Origin of the sequence: Actinomadura syzygii, from assembly GCF_008085905.1 — a bacterium.
Taxonomy (GTDB): Bacteria; Actinomycetota; Actinomycetes; order Streptosporangiales; family Streptosporangiaceae; genus Spirillospora; species Spirillospora syzygii.
In genome coordinates this window covers 262,259-278,634 of sequence record NZ_VSFF01000013.1, presented here as the reverse complement: position 1 = coordinate 278,634, position 16,376 = coordinate 262,259, and the positions used below count along the sequence as shown (strand labels likewise).

Genomic DNA, 16,376 nt, shown 5'->3' with positions numbered 1-16,376 from the left:
ACTGACGTTGACGGCAGGTTGGACCCCGCCGCCGTCCGGGTTCTTGGCTGTGCCGGAACAGTCCTTGTCTGTGGTGGCACGACCTGCGGTGATCACGGCTCCGGTGGAGCGCTCGAACCTACGCTGAGCGCACTCGTCTCCACGGGAGGTCAGCGATGCGCGACGACTGGACGGCCGACGTGATCGTCGTCGGGGCCGGCTCGGCCGGTTCGGTGGTGGCGCGGCGGCTCGCCGACGCCGGGCGCCGCGTCCTCGTCGTCGAGGCGGGACCGCACCGCGCCGAGCCCGCCGTGGACGATCCCGCCCGCATGCACGAGCTGTGGGACTCGCCGCTCGACTGGGGGTACCGGACCGTTCCGCAGCAGGAGGCGCAGGGACGTCTCCTGCACCTGCCGCGCGGCCGCGTCGTCGGCGGGTCGCACGCGCTGAACGCGATGATCTGGGTGCGCGGCAACCCGGCCGACTACGACCGGTGGGCGGCGCTCGGCAACGAGGGCTGGTCCTGGCAGGACGTGCAGCCGCTCTTCGCCCGCGCCGACGGTCTCGACGGCGGCGGGCCCGGGATGCTGGACGTCCTCACCGGCTACGAGCCCGACCCGGTGCAGCGCTCCATCGTGGAGGCCGCGCGGCAGACCGGGCTCCCGTTCAACCCGGACTACAACGGCGCCCGCCAGGAGGGCGTGTCGTTCATGCAGTTCACGATCCGGGAGGGCAGGCGGCTCACGACCGCCGCCGCCTACCTCGCCCCGGTCGTCGGACGCGGCGTCACGCTCGTCCCGGAGGCGGTCGTCCGGCGGCTGCTCTTCGACGGGCGCCGCTGCGTCGGCGTCGAATGGATCCGCGAGGGGGCCGTCGAACGCTGCCACGCCGACGAGGTGGTGGTGTGCGCGGGCGCGATCGGCTCGCCCGTGCTGCTGCTCCGCTCCGGGATCGGCGACGCGGACACGCTCGGCGGCGCCGTCGTCCACCTGCCCGGCGTCGGCCGCAACCTCCAGGACCACTGGCTGGTGCCGGTGATCGCCTCGACCGACCGTCCGCCGACGCTGACGCGCGGGCTGCCCGCCACGCAGAGCCACCTGTTCTGGCGCAGCCGTCCGGGGACGCGGCTGCCCGACCTCCAGCCGCTGCATTTCGGCGTCCCGCTCTACGAGCCGTGGATGGACGGCCCGCCGCACGGCATCTCGCTGATGGCGGGGCTGGTGCGGCCGGAGTCGCGCGGCGAGGTGCGGCTCTCCAGCCATTCCGCGTGGGACGCGCCGGTGATCGACCCGCGCGTGCTGTCGGCGCAGGCCGACGTGGACGCGCTCGGCGTCGCGGTCCGGCTGTGCCAGGAGATCGTCGGCGCGCCGGAGCTGCGCCGCACGTGGGGGGCGCGCGAGCTGTACCCGGGGCCGCTGGCGAAGAGCGCGGACGGGCTGCGCTCCTACGTCCGCCAGTCCGTTGTCACGTACCACCACCAGGCCGGCACCTGCAAGATGGGCGTGGACGACGAGGCGGTCGTCGACCCGCAACTGCGCGTGCACGGCGTCGACGGGCTGCGGATCGCGGACGCCTCGATCATGCCGGACGTCCCGACCGGCAACACCAACGCGCCGTCGATCATGATCGGAGAGAAGGCCGCGGACCTGCTGGCCGGGTAGGGTTTGGGCGCGTGAGCCAGCCGCACCTCCCGCCGCAGCCGCCCGTCCCCCCGAACCCGTTCGCGCCGCCTCCGCCAGAGCCGAGGCCGTCCGCGTTCAAAGACTTCTTCACCGGCGTCGGATTCCTGCTGCGCGGGCTCGGCTGGACCGCCCGGCATCCCGCGCAGTGGCTGTTCGGGCTGATCCCGGCGCTGATCGTCCTCGTCGTGTACGCGGCGGCGCTCGTCTTCCTCGGGTTCGAGATCGACGACCTCGCCGGGTGGACGACCGGCTTCGCGGACGGCTGGTCCGACGCGGCGCGCACGTCCGCGCGGGTCGTCGCCGGGATCGCGATCTTCGGCTCGGCGCTGTTCCTCGCCGTCATCACGTTCACGGCGGTGACGCTGCTCGTCGGGGACCCGTTCTACGAGGCGATCGCCGTCCGGGTCGAGGAGTCGGAGGGCGGCGCGCCGCCGGAGCCGGACGTGCCGCTGCTCGTCCAGATCGGCCGCGCGGTCAAGGACACGGTGATCCTCGGCGCCGTCGCGCTGTGCTTCGCCGTCGTGTTCTTCGCGTGCGGGTTCCTGCCGCTGGTGGGGCAGACGGTCGTCCCGGTGGTCGCCGGGCTGGTGTCCGGATATTTCCTGGCAGGGGAGTTGACGTCGGTCGCGCTGGAGCGGCGCGGGATCCGGCGCAAGGAGCGGTTCGCGCTGCTGCGGCGGAACCGTCCGCTGGTCCTCGGGTTCGGCGCGGCGACCGTCGTGGTCTTCCTCATCCCGTTCGGCGCGGTGCTCGCCATGCCGGGCGCGGTGGCGGGCGCGACGCTGCTGGCCAGGGCGAGGCTCGCCGGAGAGCCGCAGGTCACAGCGGGTGCCATCGGGTCGGCGGGGAGCCGCTGAGTCGATGGGAAGATGTGTCCTGAGCGTGATTGGTGACCGGAACCGGACGGCTGATCTTCGCGTAACGTGTGCCGCATGTCCGATCAGGGGGAGCGCGGCGTGCGCTGGACCGAGATGAACGACGGCGAGCCGCGGGACGAGTCCCGCGAGGCGGCGGACGCCACCGCGACCGGCCCGCGGATGACGTTCCCGGACCCCGAGGCCGTCCTGCCCGCCCCGGCCCCGCCCGCCGAGGCCCTGCCTGCTGAGGCGCAGCCCGCCGAGGCTCCGGCCGCCGCGGGGAAGGGCGCGGAGGCGCACGACGTGTGGGGCAAGGTCGAGGACCGGCCCGCGGCGCCGCTCGACGACGATGACGAATGGGAGAAGTCGCCGACCGATTCCTGGCGGACCGACGCTCCGTCCGAGGAGTGGAAGGACGTCGAGTGGCGTCCGGAGCCGTCCGAGGAGTGGAGCCAGGTCCCGTCGGAGGAGTCCGGTGCGGAGGACGACGTGAAGGTCGCCCCGGTGCGGGACGACGAACCGCCCCAGTGGGACGACTCGCTGTTCGACGAGAACTCCGCCGACCAGGGCGGCGACGACAACTACGTGCCCGCCGTCCCGACCGGCGCCGGGCTCCCCGCCAAGCCCGGCAAGCCGAGCAGCGGCAACTGGCAGATGCCCGACTGGATGGCCGACGAGGCCGCCGCCGACGCCAAGCTGGGCGGCGACGGCAAGTCGGAGAAACGCCGCGAGCGCCGGGAGCGCCGCGAGCGGCCGGAACGCCCGGAACGTCCGGAGCGGGACGTCTTCGACGAGGGCGGCGGCCGTTCCAAGCTCATCCTGATCGGCGGCGTCGGGCTGCTGGTCGCCGCGCTCGCCGCGGCCGGGGCCGTGTACTTCCTCAAGGGCGGCGACGACGAGCCCGCCAAGCCGAGCGGCAACGCGGGCCGGACGGCGTCCGCCGAGCGGACCGAGACGGCGCGGGTCGAGATGCCGCCCGACAAGAGGCTCGCGCGGTTCGCCGGGCGGCCGAGCCGGATGCTCGGCCGGGTCGCCGACGTCCGCTCCGGGCTGTCGTACCCGCGGCTCGCCGCGCCGTGGCAGGTGCCGACGAAGCAGAACAAGCTGGGCACGACGGGCTGGTCTGGGCAGCAGATCCTGGTGACGGAGCGGCACGGCGCCCAGTTCTGGTACGGCCAACTGCTCACCGGGACGCTGCCGCCGAGCCTGCTCAGCTCCTACCACGGCCCCGACAACGTGAAGGACATCACGGGGCTCGCGGCGCAGGCTTTCGAGGCGCAGTACTACGCGTTCCCGCACAAGTCCGCGCCGCTCGCGTCGCAGGCGATGGTCGTGGACGGTCACCGCGGCTGGCTCGTCGCCTCCTACCTCAGCTACCGGCGCACCGGGGTGCGGGCGACGGGCGAAATCGTCGCGACGGCCGTGATCGACACCGGCCGGAAGGCGCCCGCCGTCGTGTTCGCGTCCATGCCGAACACGCACAAGAAGCAGTACCCGGACATCAACGAGTTCTTCGGCCGGTTGAAACTCGCGTCGTAGCGCGGCGCCGCTGAACCGCTGAGCCGAATCGCGTTCTAATAAGGTGGGCCCCACGTCGAGGAGAGGTGGGGCCCATGGCGATCGGGCTGACAGGGGAGCACGAGGCGCTCGCGGCGTCCGTGCGGGGGCTCGCCGAGCGGGCCGTCACGGCGCGGACCGTCCGGGACGCCGATCCCGGCTGCTGGCCCGCGCTCGCCGAGCAGGGCCTGCCCGGCCTGCACCTTCCCGAGGACGCGGGCGGGCAGGGCTTCGGCCTGCTCGAACAGGCGGTCGCGCTGGAGGAGCTGGGGCGCGCTCTGGTTCCCGGGCCGTATACGCCGACCGTCCTGGCGTCCGCGATGCTGCACGCCTGCGGGGCACTGTCCCTGTTCCCGGGTCTCGCGGACGGCTCCCACACGGCGGCGGTCGGATTGTCGGGCGCTCTGGAAATGGCTGGTTCCACTGTTTCGGGGACGGTTCAGCCCGTGCTCGGCGCGCCTTTCGCCGACCTTTTCCTGCTGCGTGCCGGTGAGCGCTGGGTCGCCGTCAATCGCGCCGACGCCACCGTGGGGGAGTCGGAATCGCTGGACGTCACACGTCCGGTCGGCTCGGTCACGGTGGACGGCGTGTCCGTGCCGGACGAGCGCGTCCTCGACGTGCCCGAGGCGCGGGCGCTGGCGGTCGTCGTCCTCGGGGCCGAGGCGTGCGGTGTCGCCGGACGCGCCCTGGACGACGCCGTCGCCTACGCGAAACTGCGCGAGCAGTTCGGCCGTCCGATCGGGCAGTTCCAGGGCGTCAAGCACAAGTGCGCGCGGATGCTCATCGCCGTCGAACGCGCCAGAGCGGCCGTCTGGGATGCCGTCCGCGCCCTGGACGAAACACGCGAACAGTGCTCGTACGCATCCGCCGTCGCCGCCGTATTGGCCGCCGATGCCGCCGTCCAGTGCGCTGAGGGCAACATCCAGATCCATGGCGGGATCGGCTACACCTACGAGCACGACGCCCACCTGCTCTACCGGAGGGCGTTGACGCTGCGCGCGCTCCTGGGACGGGCGAGCGAGCACAGGGCGGACGTCGCCGCGCTCGCGGTCGCGGGCGTCCGGCGTCCCATGGACGTCGAGCTTCCCGAGGACGCGGGCCAGCTCCAGGAGGAGATCCGCGCCCGCGTCGCCGACCTCGCCGCGCTGGAGCCGACCGAGCAGCGCGCCGCGATGGCGAACGGCGGCTGGGTCACGCCGCACCTCCCGAAACCGTGGGGACGCGACGCCGGGCCATTGGAGCAGGTCGTCGTCCAGCGGGAGCTGGCGGCGGCGGGCGTGCGTCCGGTGCCGCTGATGATCGGGTCGTGGGTCGTGCCGTCGCTCGTCCAGCACGGGACGCCTGAGCAGCGGGAACGCTTCCTCCCGCCGACGCTGCGCGGGGAGGTCGTGTGGTGCCAGCTCTTCTCCGAGCCGGGCGCGGGCTCCGACCTCGCCTCGCTCCGGACGCGCGCCGAGCGCACCGAGGGCGGCTGGACGATCACCGGGCAGAAGATCTGGACGTCTCTGGCCCGCGACGCGCAATGGGGAATCTGCATCGCGCGCACCGATCCCGACCGTCCGAAGCACGACGGCATCACCTATTTCCTCGTCGACATGAAATCGCCGGGCATCGAAATCCGGCCGCTGCGCGAATGCACCGGCGACGCGATCTTCAACGAGGTCTTCCTCGACGGCGTGTTCGTCCCGGACGACCTCGTCGTCGGACCCGTCAACGCGGGATGGCGCGTCGCGCGCAACACGCTCGCCAACGAGCGCGTCGGCCTGACCAGCACTTTCCAGCTCGGCGGGGACGTGCCCAAGCTGCTCGACCTCGTCGGAGAGCTGGGCCTGGACGGCGATCCGGTCGTCCGCGACGGGCTCGGCGACCTCGTCTGCGACGAGCACGCCTTCGCCCTCCTCGGCCTCCGCGCCACCCTCAAGCAGCTCTCCGGGACGGATCCGGGCGCGACGGCGAACGTCCGGAAACTGGTGGCGATGGAGCACGGCCAGCGGGTCACCGAGTTCGGCTTCACCCTGCTCGGCGCGGACGGTGCGCTGACCGGCGGCTGGAAGGACGGCCTGCGCGCCCGCTGGACCCGCTACCTGCTCGCGTCCCGCGCGATGACGATCGGCGGCGGCACCACCGAGGTCAACCTGAACGTGATCGGCGAACGCATCCTCGCCCTACCCCGCGACCCGGACCCAACGCGGTAGTGGGGCGCGCACATGAGCGGGCCCACATGAGGGAGCGGACGCGGCATCTGGTGGCCGCGCTGACCGGGCTCGGGCTCGTGGCGCTGGGGCCGGGGCTCGCGCCCGGGTTCGTGCTGTCCTACGACATGGTGTTCGTGCCCGATCCGGCGTTCACGCGGCTGACGTTCGGGCTGACCGGGATCGTCCCGCGGCACGTTCCGAGCGACGCCGTCGTGACCGCGCTCGCCACCGTGATCCCGGCGGACGCGGTGCAGAAGCTCGTCCTGCTGGCGATCTTCGTGATGGCGTGCACGGCGGCGGCGTCGCTGGTGCCGTCCGAGCGGATGGCGCCGCGCCTCGCCGCCGGGGTCTGCTACGCCTGGAACCCGTTCGTCGCCGAGCGGCTGCTGCTCGGCCAGTGGGCGCTGCTCCTCGGCTACGCGGCCCTGCCCTGGGCGGTGGCCGCCGCCGCCCGGACGGACGAACCCGGCGGCGGACGTCGCCTGGTCCGCGCCCTGATTCCGGCCGCGATCGGCGGGTTCGCGGCGCTCGCCGTCTCGGGGCTGACGGCGCTGGTCGTCGCGCTCGTGACCGTGCGGGGACGCGGCGCCGTGAAGGTGGTCGGCGCCGCGGCCGTCCTGAGTCTGCCGTGGCTGGTGCCGGGGCTGCTGCGGCCCGGCGGCCTGCCCTTGGATGACACCGCCGTCGATCTGTTCGCGGCCCGCGCCGACACCCCGTTCGGGACGCTCGGCAGCCTCCTCGCCCTCGGCGGAGTGTGGAACGGCGAGACCGTCCCGTCCGGGTACGGGACGCCGGTGATCGCGTCCCTCTGGCTGATCGTCGTTATCGGCGCGCTCGCCGCCTATTGGGCGTGGTGCCGCGAGCCCGCGTGGCGGCGGGGCGCGGCGGTCGCGGCCGGAGTCGGGTTCGCAGTTGCGGCGCTCGGCGCGGTTGCGGCGCCCGTCCTCGAAGGGCTCGTCGGCCTGTGGCCTGGGTTCGCCGTCCTGCGGGACGGTCAGCAGTTCGTCGCGCCGCTCGCCGTCGTCGTCGCGGTCGGGCTCGGGACGGCCGCCGACCGCGCCGCCGCCGCGCGGCTGCCCGGCGTCGCGCTCGCGGCGGTCGCCGTCCCGGTGTTCCTGCTGCCGACGCTGGCCTGGGGCGCGGCCGGCGACCTGCGGGCCGTCCGGTATCCGGACGACTGGGCGCGGGCCCGGCGGATCGTCGACGGCGACCCGGCGAAGGGCGACGTGCTGGTCCTGCCGTGGGCGGCGTACCGGAGCTACCCGTGGAACCACGGCCGCCGCGTCCTCGATCCGCTGCCCCGCTACCTGCACCGCCGGGTCGTCGTGAACGACGCCGTGACCGTCGGGGGCACGACCGTCGCGCCCGAGGACCCGAAGGCCGTCCGGCTGGCGCCCGCCACGACCTCGGCCGCCGCGCTGCGTGACGCGGGCGTGCGGTACGTCGTGGTGGACGCCGAGACCGCCGCGCACCGTCCGGCCGGGGAGGTGCGTGAAGTGCTGCGCGGTCGTGACCTGGTCGTCTACCGGATCGACGGGTCCGCCGCGCCGCCCGGGGACGGCGTCCCGGTCGCGCCCGCGGTGGCCGCGTGGGCCGTCACCGGTCTGGCCGTCGCCTGGTCAATCGGGGTCCCAAGGGCTACTCTGAGCCTTCCGTTACTCGGCAGTATCAAACCCCGCAGTCGAAGGACCCCCTGATGCGCATCGCCATCGCCGCGCTGGTCGGCGTTCTGCTGGCCGCCGGAGCATCGTTCACCGCGGTGCAACTCGCGAACGCCTCCCAGAAGGACCCCGTCATCAAGCCGCTGTACAACTACGGCTCGCGCTGACGTGTAGGCCCCGATGGCGACCCGGCGTGACGGCGGCGGCGCGGGCGGCGCGGTTCTCCTGGAGATCGTCGTTCCCGCGTACAACGAGGCCGACCGGCTTCCGGACGGGCTCGGCCTGCTGTGCGGCAAGCTCGCCGGGCTCCCGCTGCGCGCGGAGGTCATCGTCGTCGACAACGCCAGCACGGACGGGACGGCGTGCATCGTCCGGTCGTTCCGGGGTCCGGTCCCGGTTCGGCTGTTGCGTTGCGAGCGGCGAGGGAAAGGTGCGGCGGTCCGAAAGGGGCTACTGTCGACAGACGCCCCGTTCGTGGGTTTCATGGACGCGGACATGGCAACAGACCTCGCGGCGTTGGACGAAGCCATCGTCCTGCTGCGCGAGGGCCGCCCGGTCGTGGTGGGGTCAAGGCGCCACGGTCGGTCGGTCGTTGAGGGTTACGCGCTGCCGGTGCGGCGGCTCGGCGCCATCACGTTCAACCGGATCGTCCGCGACCTCGTGGGCGGTGTTTCCGACACGCAGTGCGGGTTCAAGTTCTTCGACGGGGAATTGGCACGTTCCGTCGCGACGGATCTGCGCACTGCAGGTTTCTCGTTCGACGTCGAACTGCTCGCGCACTGCGTGCGGCGGGGCGCGTCCGTGACGGACATTCCGGTGGTGTGGCGCGACCGTCCCGGCTCGACGTTCTCCGTACGACGCCATTCCCTGCAATGCCTTGTCGACCTGGCCCGCATCCGGGCGCGCGCCGGATTCAGGCCCGCGCTCGCCACGTCGGCGGTGGCGGTGGCCGTTCCGCAGCCCGGCATTCCGTCGGCGCCGGGCGTCAAGCCGGGATGAGCGGCGGCCCGCGACTCGCGATCGTCAACTGGCGGGACCCGTGGCACCCGGCGGCGGGCGGCGCGGAGCGTTACGCCTGGGAGCTGGCCCGGCGGTACGCCGCCGAAGGGGCCCGCGTCCACTACGTGACGTGCCGGGCGCCGGGGCAGGAACGCGGCGGGCGCGTCGAGGGCGTCGAATTCGTCCGCCTCGGTGGGACGTTCACCGTGTATCCGCTCGTCCTTTTGTGGATGCTGGCCCACCGTTTGCGGCGCGCCGAACCGTTCGACGCGGTCATCGACTGCCAGAACGGCATCCCCTTCTTCACGCCGTGGGTGCTGCCTCGGCGCGTGCCGGTGTTCTGCGTCATTCACCATGTGCACGAGAATCAATTCGAGCTGTATTTCCCCGGCTGGCTGTCGTGGCTCGGACGGCAGCTCGAAGGACCGGTGAGCAACTGGACGTACCGGCGCCACGCCTATGTGGTCGTCTCGCCGTCCACGCTGCGCGCGGTGCGGGAAAGGCTGGGCTGGAAAGGGCCCGCGCACGTCGTCCCGAACGGGACCAACGTCGCCGACCCCGCAGGGACGACCGCGCCAGGGCCCGCCGGGGACCCCGACCTGGTATGCGTTAACCGGCTCGTCCCGCACAAGCGGCCGCACCTGCTCCTCAACCTGGCGGAACGGCTCGCGGAAAGCCGTCCGGGGCTGAAACTGCACATCGTCGGGGACGGCCCTGAAACGCCCGCGCTCAAGGCCGGGATCGCCGCGCGTGGCCTGGACGGCGTCGTCGTCCTGCACGGGCACGTCCCCGAGGACGTCAAGGCGGCGCTCGTCGCCCGCGCCGACCTGCATCTCAGCACGTCGCAGGGCGAGGGGTGGGGGCTCAGCGTGGTCGAGGCGGCGGCGCTCGGCGTCCCGACCGTCGCGCCCGACGTGGACGGCCTGCGCGACGCGGTCCGCGACGGCGTCACCGGCTGGCTCGTCCGCGACGGCGACGACCAGGCGGACGTGGCCGACCGGGCGTTGAAGGAGCTGTCCGACCCCGTCCGCCGCGCGGAGGTCGCCGCCGCCTGCCGGGACTGGGCGGGCGGGTTCGACTGGGCGCGGACGGCCGCCCGCGTCCGCGACCTCGTCGCCGCCGCCGTCCGGGACGCCCGGGTACGGTGACCCGCACGCGGACTGACGGAGGAGGCGGCTCGATGGCGGTGGGAGAGGCGGACCCGCCTCGCGCCGGCGCGCCGCCGCGACCCGCCCGGGACACGGCGGAGCGGGCGTACGAGCGGCTGCGCGAACGGCTCCGCGCGGTCGCCTGCTGCCTGGCGCTGACGGCCCTCGCGTTCGGCACCCGGCCCGGCGCGATCCTCGCCGACACCAAGATCGACATGGCGGTGGACCCGGTCGGGTTCCTCGGCCGCGCGGTGCGCCTGTGGGACCCCGAGCAGTTCGGCCAGCTCCAGAACCAGGCCGTCGGCTACCTGTTCCCGATGGGCCCGTTCTTCGCGCTCGGCGACGTCGCCGGGATGCCCGCGTGGATCACCCAGCGGTTCTGGCTCGCGCTGCTGATGTGCCTGGCGTTCACCGGCACCTGGCGGCTCGCCGGACGGCTCGGCGTCGGCGGCCCGTGGACGCGCCCGTTCGCCGGGACGGCCTACGCGCTCGCGCCCAACGCGCTCGCCGCGCTCGGCCAGATCTCGTCGGAGTACCTGCCGGTCGCGATGCTGCCGTGGATCGTCCTGCCGCTGGTCACGGCCGCGTCGGGGGAGGGCGGACGGCTCCGCGCGGCGGCGCGGTCCGGGCTCGCGATCGCCTGCTGCGGCGGGATCAACGCGACCGCGACCGTGGCGGTGCTGATCGTCCCGGTGGTGTACGTGCTGACGCGGGGGACGTTCCGCCTGCGGCTGCTCGCCTGGTGGTCGGCGGCGGCCGGTGCGGCCGTGGCGTGGTGGCTCGTCCCGCTGCTGCTGACCGGAACGTACGGATTCTCCTGGCTCACCTACACCGAGAAGGCCGACACGACGACCGGGCCGACCGGCCTCGTCAACGTGCTGCGCGGCGCGGAACGCTGGGTCAACTACCTCGTCGTGGACGGCCAGGTCTGGTGGCCGGTCGGGCACGGCCTCTCGCTCGGCCCGCTCCCGATCCTCTGCACGGGCGCGGTCGCCGCGCTCGGCCTCGCCGGGCTGCTCGGACGGCTCCTCCCCGAGCGGACGTTCCTGCTGGTCACGCTGCTCGCCGGACTGGCCGTCCTGTCCATGGGACACCTCAGCGACATTCCGGGCCCGTTCGCCGGGCAGCTCCGCGACCTGCTGGACGGCCCGCTCGCCCCGCTCCGCAACCTGCACAAGTTCGACGCGGTCGTCCGGCTGCCGCTCGCGCTCGGCCTGGCCCACCTGCTCGCCGGTGTGAGGGCGCCCGCCTGGAGATGGAAGTCGCTGGTCAGCCTGCCGGTCGCGGCGGTGGTCGGGCTCGGCGGCATCGGCCTCACCGCCGCGTCGCACGGCCTCACCGGGCCCGGCGAGTTCACGGACGTGCCCCGGTACTGGCGGGACGCGGCGTCCTGGATCAACGCGCGGGCCGGGCGGCAGGGCGTGCTCGCCGTGCCGGGCGCGCCGTTCGGCGAATACCTGTGGGGACGTCCCATGGACGACATCGTCCAGCCGCTGCTGGACGCGCGGTGGGGCGTGCGGCAACTCGTCCCCGCCGGGTCGCCCGGGTACACGCGGGCGCTGGACGCGATCGACCGGCAGGTCCGCTCCGGGCAGGGGTCGCCGGGGCTGAGCGCGTTCCTCGGCCGGATGGGCGTCCGGTATCTGCTGGTGCGCAACGACCTGCGGCGCGAGACGCTGCGCGGCGCCTGGCCCGCCCGCGTCCACCAGGCCCTGGACGACTCGCCGGGCCTGCGCAGGGCCGCCGTGTTCGGCCCGCCGACCGGCGGCCTCGCCGCCGACGACGCGGTGTCGGCCGTTGACCAGCCGTACCCGGCGCTGGAGGTCTACGAGGTCACGGGTGCCGCCGACGTGGCGTCCCTTGCCTCCGCGGCGGACCCCGTCCGCGTGTACGGGGGGCCGGAGTCGCTGCTCGCGATGGCGGACGACGGCGCGCTGCCGGACGGCCCCGTCCTTTTCGACGGCGACGCGCCCGACCTGCGCGGCGCCCCGGTCGTGACGGACTCGCCTCGGGTGCTGCGCCGCAACTTCGGCGAGCTGCACCAGACGTCGGAGACGCTGACGGCGGCGCACCGTGGCGAGGCCGCCGACGTCCTGGACGACGGCTGGGACCGCTACGCCACCCACGTCGCCTACGGCGGCGGCGTGCGCGACGTCACCGCGTCCACGTCGGCGGGCGGGGACGACGCGATCCCGCAGGCCCGCGAGCCGGGCGCTGTTCCGTTCGCCGCGCTCGACGGGAACCGTTTCACGGCCTGGAAGACCGGCGGCTGGACGGGCCCGGTCGGGCAATGGCTGCGCGTCGACTTCGACCGTCCGCGCGACGTGCGGGGGTTGACCGCCGCGTTCGTCCAGGACCCGGCGCTCGGACCCGCCGTCGCGCGCGTCGCGGTCGAGACCGAGCGCGGGACGGTGGAGCAGGACGTCCGGCGCACGGCGGAGGCCCAGCCGCTCCGCGCGCCGGACGGCCCGACCCGCTGGCTGCGGCTCCGGATCGCGCGTCTCGCGGCGAAGCCGGTCGTCCCGGCCTTCGCGCGGGCGGCGGTGGCGGAGGTGTCGGTCGAGGGGCTCAAGCCGAGCCGCACCTACGTCCTGCCCGCGCCCGCTCAGGTCACGGGGCCCGCCACCTTTGTGATGAGCCGGACGAGCGGGGCCGTCTCCGAATGCATGAAGGGCAGCCTGCGCTGGGTGTGCTCGCCTTCGCTCGGCACCACGGACGAGGAGGGCGCCGGGTTCGACCGCACGTTCACGTCGGCGGTGGGCGGCAAGGCTTTTGTCACCGGGACGGCGGTCCTCACCGATCCCGCGCTGGTCGAGCGGTACACGGCGGTGCGGGGCCAGGCGTCGGTCGCGGCGAGTTCGACGCTGTCGCGGCATCCTGTGGCGCAGGCCCGGTCCGCGTTCGACGGCGACCCGGCGACGTCCTGGATCGCGGGGGAGAGCGATGACCAGCCCCGATACAGCGTGCGTTGGAAGGGCCGGAAGCGCGTATCGAGGGTCACGGTCGACCGCCCACCCGGTGTCTCAGGCCCGATCCGGATCCGGGTCAAGGGCGGCAGCGGCGAGACCCGCGAAGGACTGTCGGACGCCTTTGGCAGGCTGAGCTTCGCTCCCATGAGCACCGACCGCCTAACGCTGACCTTCCTAAAGGAGGCACAACCACAGCCGATCCAAATAGCCGAACTACACGTGCCAGGCGTGCGCCCCCTCCCGGACGTGCGCAACTCGCCGCTACACCTCCCATGCGGCCTAGGCCCAAACCTGCGCGTCAACACCACCCTCATCCCAACGAGAGCGACCGGCACACAAGGCGACCTACTAACCGGTCGGCCCCTAAAACTCACCGCCTGCAAACAAGCAACCCTCGCCCAAGGACAAAACCACCTAACCGCCGCCCCCCTAGACCCCTACCGCCTCAACACAGTCACCCTCGCCCAAACACCAACCTCACCCACGACGCCCAGCACGCATGGGGCGTCCGCCGGGCCAAGGGCGTCCGCTACGCCTGCCGGGTCAGGCGCGTCCGTCGCGTTCGCCACGCCTGTGGCGTCTGGCGCGCTTACCGTGTCGGGCGAGTCTGGCGCGCCGGGCATGTTCGCCGGGCGTAGCGGGGCTGGTGTTCCGGTCGGACGGGTTGAGGTGCTTGATTGGGGGGCGGGGTCTCGCAGGGTTGAGGTGAATGCCGCCGGTGCTTCGTTCCTTGTCGTGAACGAGAACTTTAATGGCGGGTGGCGCGCGAGCGTGGGCGGGACGGTGCTGCGCCCCGTTCGGCTGGACGGGTGGAAGCAGGGATGGCTCGTCCCGGCGGGCACGCGCGGCGTCGTCGAGCTGACCTATGGGCCCGACCGGGCACAACGCTTCGCGGTCGTCGGGGGGCTGGCCCTGCTGCTCATGCTGCTGGGCGCCGCGCTCTGGCCGGGAGGCCGGGGCCGTCGCTTTGCGCCCGTGGCGGGGACGGGGTGGCCCGCGTGGGCCGCCGTCGGGCTCGCCGCCGCGCTCGGCGGCTGGATCGCCGGGGCGCCCGGCCTCGCCGTCGCCGCGGCGGTCGCGGCCGGATGCGGGTTCGCGCGCGGGCGGGGGTCCGCCGTCGCGCGGGCCGCCGCGTCCCCGTGGCCGGTCGCGGTCGCGATGCTCGCCGGGACGGGCTGCCTGGCCGCCGGAGCCTGGCTGGACGTGATCGCCGACCCCTTGTCGCCGTCCGGCCTGCTCGGCGACGTCGTCCCGCAGCTCCTCGGGGTCGCCGTGGTCGGACGGGTCGCGGCCGAGCTGTGGCGGCCCCGGCCGTCCGGCGGCGGCCCCGGCGGGCCGATCGCGCTCAGCTGGACGGCGCCCGGACAGGGTCCTGCGGACGGGCCGGATCCCGGCGGCGGGTCAACGCCCGCACCGGACGTTCCACCAGGTAGTAGCTCAGACTCGCCGCTGCGATGGACGCCGCCGCCAGCAGCGGAAGATCCGTCGCGACGTTCCCCCGGAGGCCCCGGTCCGCCGCCTCGTACCAGGCCACGATGATCAGTAGCTGCCACAGGAAGACGCCGTAGGAGATCCGGCCGAGGAACCGCATCACCGGGTTGCCGAGGACCGGCCCGAGCGCCGGATGCCCGGCCGGGGCCAGCGCGACCGGGGCGACCAGCGCCGCCGCGCACAGCCCGAGGACGATCACATGCAGGGCCGCCGTCCAGAACGCGTCCGGCGTCTGGAGGGTGAGCGGCCCGGCGGCGGGCGTCGCGGCGACCACGTACAGCATGGCCGCCGCCGTCCAGCACGCCGCCCACGAGTCGGACACCGCCCGGCACAGGACGGCGGCGCGGTCGTCAAGCCGCGCCCACACCGTCACCACGGCGAGCGCCATCCCGATCGCGAACCAGGCGAAGTAGCGCGGAAGCCACAGTCCGGCCTGCGAATGCCGTTCCGGGACGAACATGACGACCGTCCAGGCCAGGGACAGTGCCGCGTACACGCCGATGCCGGTCAGCAGCCGCCGCGCGCGGACGCCCACGTCGCCGCCCCGCCCGCGCCGCGCGTACCAGGCGAGGATCGCGGCGGTGAACGGCAGCGCGACATACCAGGCCGCCTCCACGACAAGGCTCCAGATCTGCCCGAGGTGCGCGGGCCCGAGGTCGCCATTCCACCAGGCGTCCGGCAGATAAGTCTGCGTGAGCGTGAGCAGCGACGCCCAGGTGAGCGGGTCGCCGACGTGGTCACGCCCCGCCGTGAACATATAGACGACGACCAAGACCCAATAGGCGGGCAGAATGCGGAAGACCCGCTTTCGCAGGTATTCACCAGCGCGCGGTGCGGGCCGCCCGTTCAGGACGGCCGCCGCCCACGGCCGGTAAAGCAGCAGGCCGGAAAGCGCGAAGAAAATGGGGACGCCGACCTGCCCGCCGTTGTAAAGCCACCGCACTCCGGCCGGATTCGTAACGGACCCGGCCGCGCTCGCCACATGGAACACCAGAACGCACAACGCCGCCACGGCCCGGATACCGTCGAACGTGTCCTGATGCCCGGAAATCGGCGGCGCCGCCGTCTCGGCCGCCTTGGCGGCGGATTTCACGTCCCCTTCTTTCGCAGCACCAGGACGAGATTCCACGTCGCGATCTCCCGCAGCCCCGGAACCCGGACGATCCCCTCCGCCCAGCGCGGATGGTAGCGGGGAAGGGCGTCCAGGACGCGCACGTCATCGCGCCCCCGGGCCCACTCCAGCGCCGCCGACACCGACACCGGATGCAGGCTCTGGCCATACAGGTTCTTCGGCGGACGCCCGTTCCGACGCTCATAGCGCCGGGCCGCCCGGTCGCCGCCGAAGTAGTGCCAAGGCGACGTCTCATGGCCGCCCCACGGGGAGAGCCAGTTGGTGAACGACAGGAAGACCGTCCCGCCCGGCTTCGTCACGCGCACCATTTCGCCCGCCATTCGCCACGGCCGGACGACATGCTCCAGCACATTAGACGAGAAACACACGTCGATGGACCCTGCCCTGAACGGGAGGGCGAGCGCGCTGCCCACTATCGTGTTCGGCGCGGGAACCCCGAGCGAGGTCAATTCAGCCAAAGAATGGTCGACACCCGCGCACCGTGCGCCCGCGTCCGCGAGCGCCTGCGCAAAATGCCCGGTGCCCGTGCCAACGTCGAGAACGGTCGCACCGCCCAAATCGACATAAGTCCCGAGCAGCGCGGCAGTGTCGCGGGCCATCAGACCGTAGAAATGGTCCGGATCGGTTTGCTCTTTGCGGAATGCGCTCAGCAGCCGCACCGACCGTCCAAGCGTGGCACGACGCTCGGTGGACGGCATGGGTACCT

At 73.4% G+C, this 16,376-nt stretch carries 10 protein-coding genes and 1 pseudogene; 9 read left to right on the top strand and 2 right to left on the bottom strand.

Annotated features, from left to right (window positions below; translation table 11 throughout):
• Window positions 1-155: 155 nt before the first annotated feature.
• The 9 genes and pseudogenes from FXF65_RS33210 to FXF65_RS45555 form a co-directional block, all read left to right on the top strand.
• Window positions 156-1,640, top strand: coding sequence for a GMC family oxidoreductase (locus FXF65_RS33210; RefSeq protein WP_148354016.1), 1,485 nt, complete (start codon window positions 156-158; stop codon window positions 1,638-1,640).
• Between the two features lie 11 nt (window positions 1,641-1,651).
• Window positions 1,652-2,518: an EI24 domain-containing protein gene (locus FXF65_RS33205; protein ID WP_148354015.1), complete on the top strand. Its 867-nt coding sequence runs from the start codon at window positions 1,652-1,654 to the stop codon at window positions 2,516-2,518.
• Window positions 2,519-2,593: 75 nt separating this feature from the next.
• Window positions 2,594-4,057, top strand: a complete 1,464-nt coding sequence (locus FXF65_RS33200) for a hypothetical protein (protein ID WP_148354014.1) — start codon at window positions 2,594-2,596, stop codon at window positions 4,055-4,057.
• Between the two features lie 74 nt (window positions 4,058-4,131).
• Window positions 4,132-6,270 carry an acyl-CoA dehydrogenase family protein gene (locus FXF65_RS33195; RefSeq protein ID WP_148354013.1) on the top strand — a complete coding sequence of 713 codons (2,139 nt, stop codon included), beginning with the start codon at window positions 4,132-4,134 and terminating at the stop codon, window positions 6,268-6,270.
• 26 nt (window positions 6,271-6,296) lie between these two features.
• A complete protein-coding gene (locus FXF65_RS33190; RefSeq protein WP_187412630.1) occupies window positions 6,297-7,967 on the top strand; it encodes an MmpA family trehalose lipid delivery protein in 1,671 nt (556 codons plus the stop codon).
• Window positions 7,967-8,098 carry a hypothetical protein gene (locus tag FXF65_RS46015; protein WP_255220389.1) on the top strand — a complete coding sequence of 44 codons (132 nt, stop codon included), beginning with the start codon at window positions 7,967-7,969 and terminating at the stop codon, window positions 8,096-8,098. Before FXF65_RS33190 ends, FXF65_RS46015 begins: the two co-directional genes overlap by 1 nt.
• 13 nt (window positions 8,099-8,111) lie before the next feature.
• Window positions 8,112-8,930 carry a glycosyltransferase gene (locus FXF65_RS33185; protein ID WP_148354012.1) on the top strand — a complete coding sequence of 273 codons (819 nt, stop codon included), beginning with the start codon at window positions 8,112-8,114 and terminating at the stop codon, window positions 8,928-8,930.
• Complete coding sequence (locus tag FXF65_RS33180) at window positions 8,927-10,078, top strand: glycosyltransferase family 4 protein (protein WP_148354011.1); 1,152 nt, start codon at window positions 8,927-8,929, stop codon at window positions 10,076-10,078. Before FXF65_RS33185 ends, FXF65_RS33180 begins: the two co-directional genes overlap by 4 nt.
• Window positions 10,079-10,110: 32 nt before the next feature.
• Window positions 10,111-13,218 (top strand): annotated as a pseudogene (locus tag FXF65_RS45555) (alpha-(1->3)-arabinofuranosyltransferase domain-containing protein); the annotation flags it as partial.
• A 1,174-nt stretch (window positions 13,219-14,392) separates the two neighbouring features.
• Here FXF65_RS45555 and FXF65_RS45550 read toward each other — a convergent pair.
• Together FXF65_RS45550 and FXF65_RS33165 are read right to left on the bottom strand one after the other, a co-directional pair.
• Entirely contained in the window at window positions 14,393-15,631 is a 1,239-nt protein-coding gene (locus tag FXF65_RS45550) for an acyltransferase family protein (protein ID WP_246199286.1), read from the bottom strand.
• Window positions 15,628-16,368 carry a class I SAM-dependent methyltransferase gene (locus FXF65_RS33165; RefSeq protein WP_148354008.1) on the bottom strand — a complete coding sequence of 247 codons (741 nt, stop codon included), beginning with the start codon at window positions 16,366-16,368 and terminating at the stop codon, window positions 15,628-15,630. Before FXF65_RS33165 ends, FXF65_RS45550 begins: the two co-directional genes overlap by 4 nt.
• Window positions 16,369-16,376: the final 8 nt, after the last annotated feature.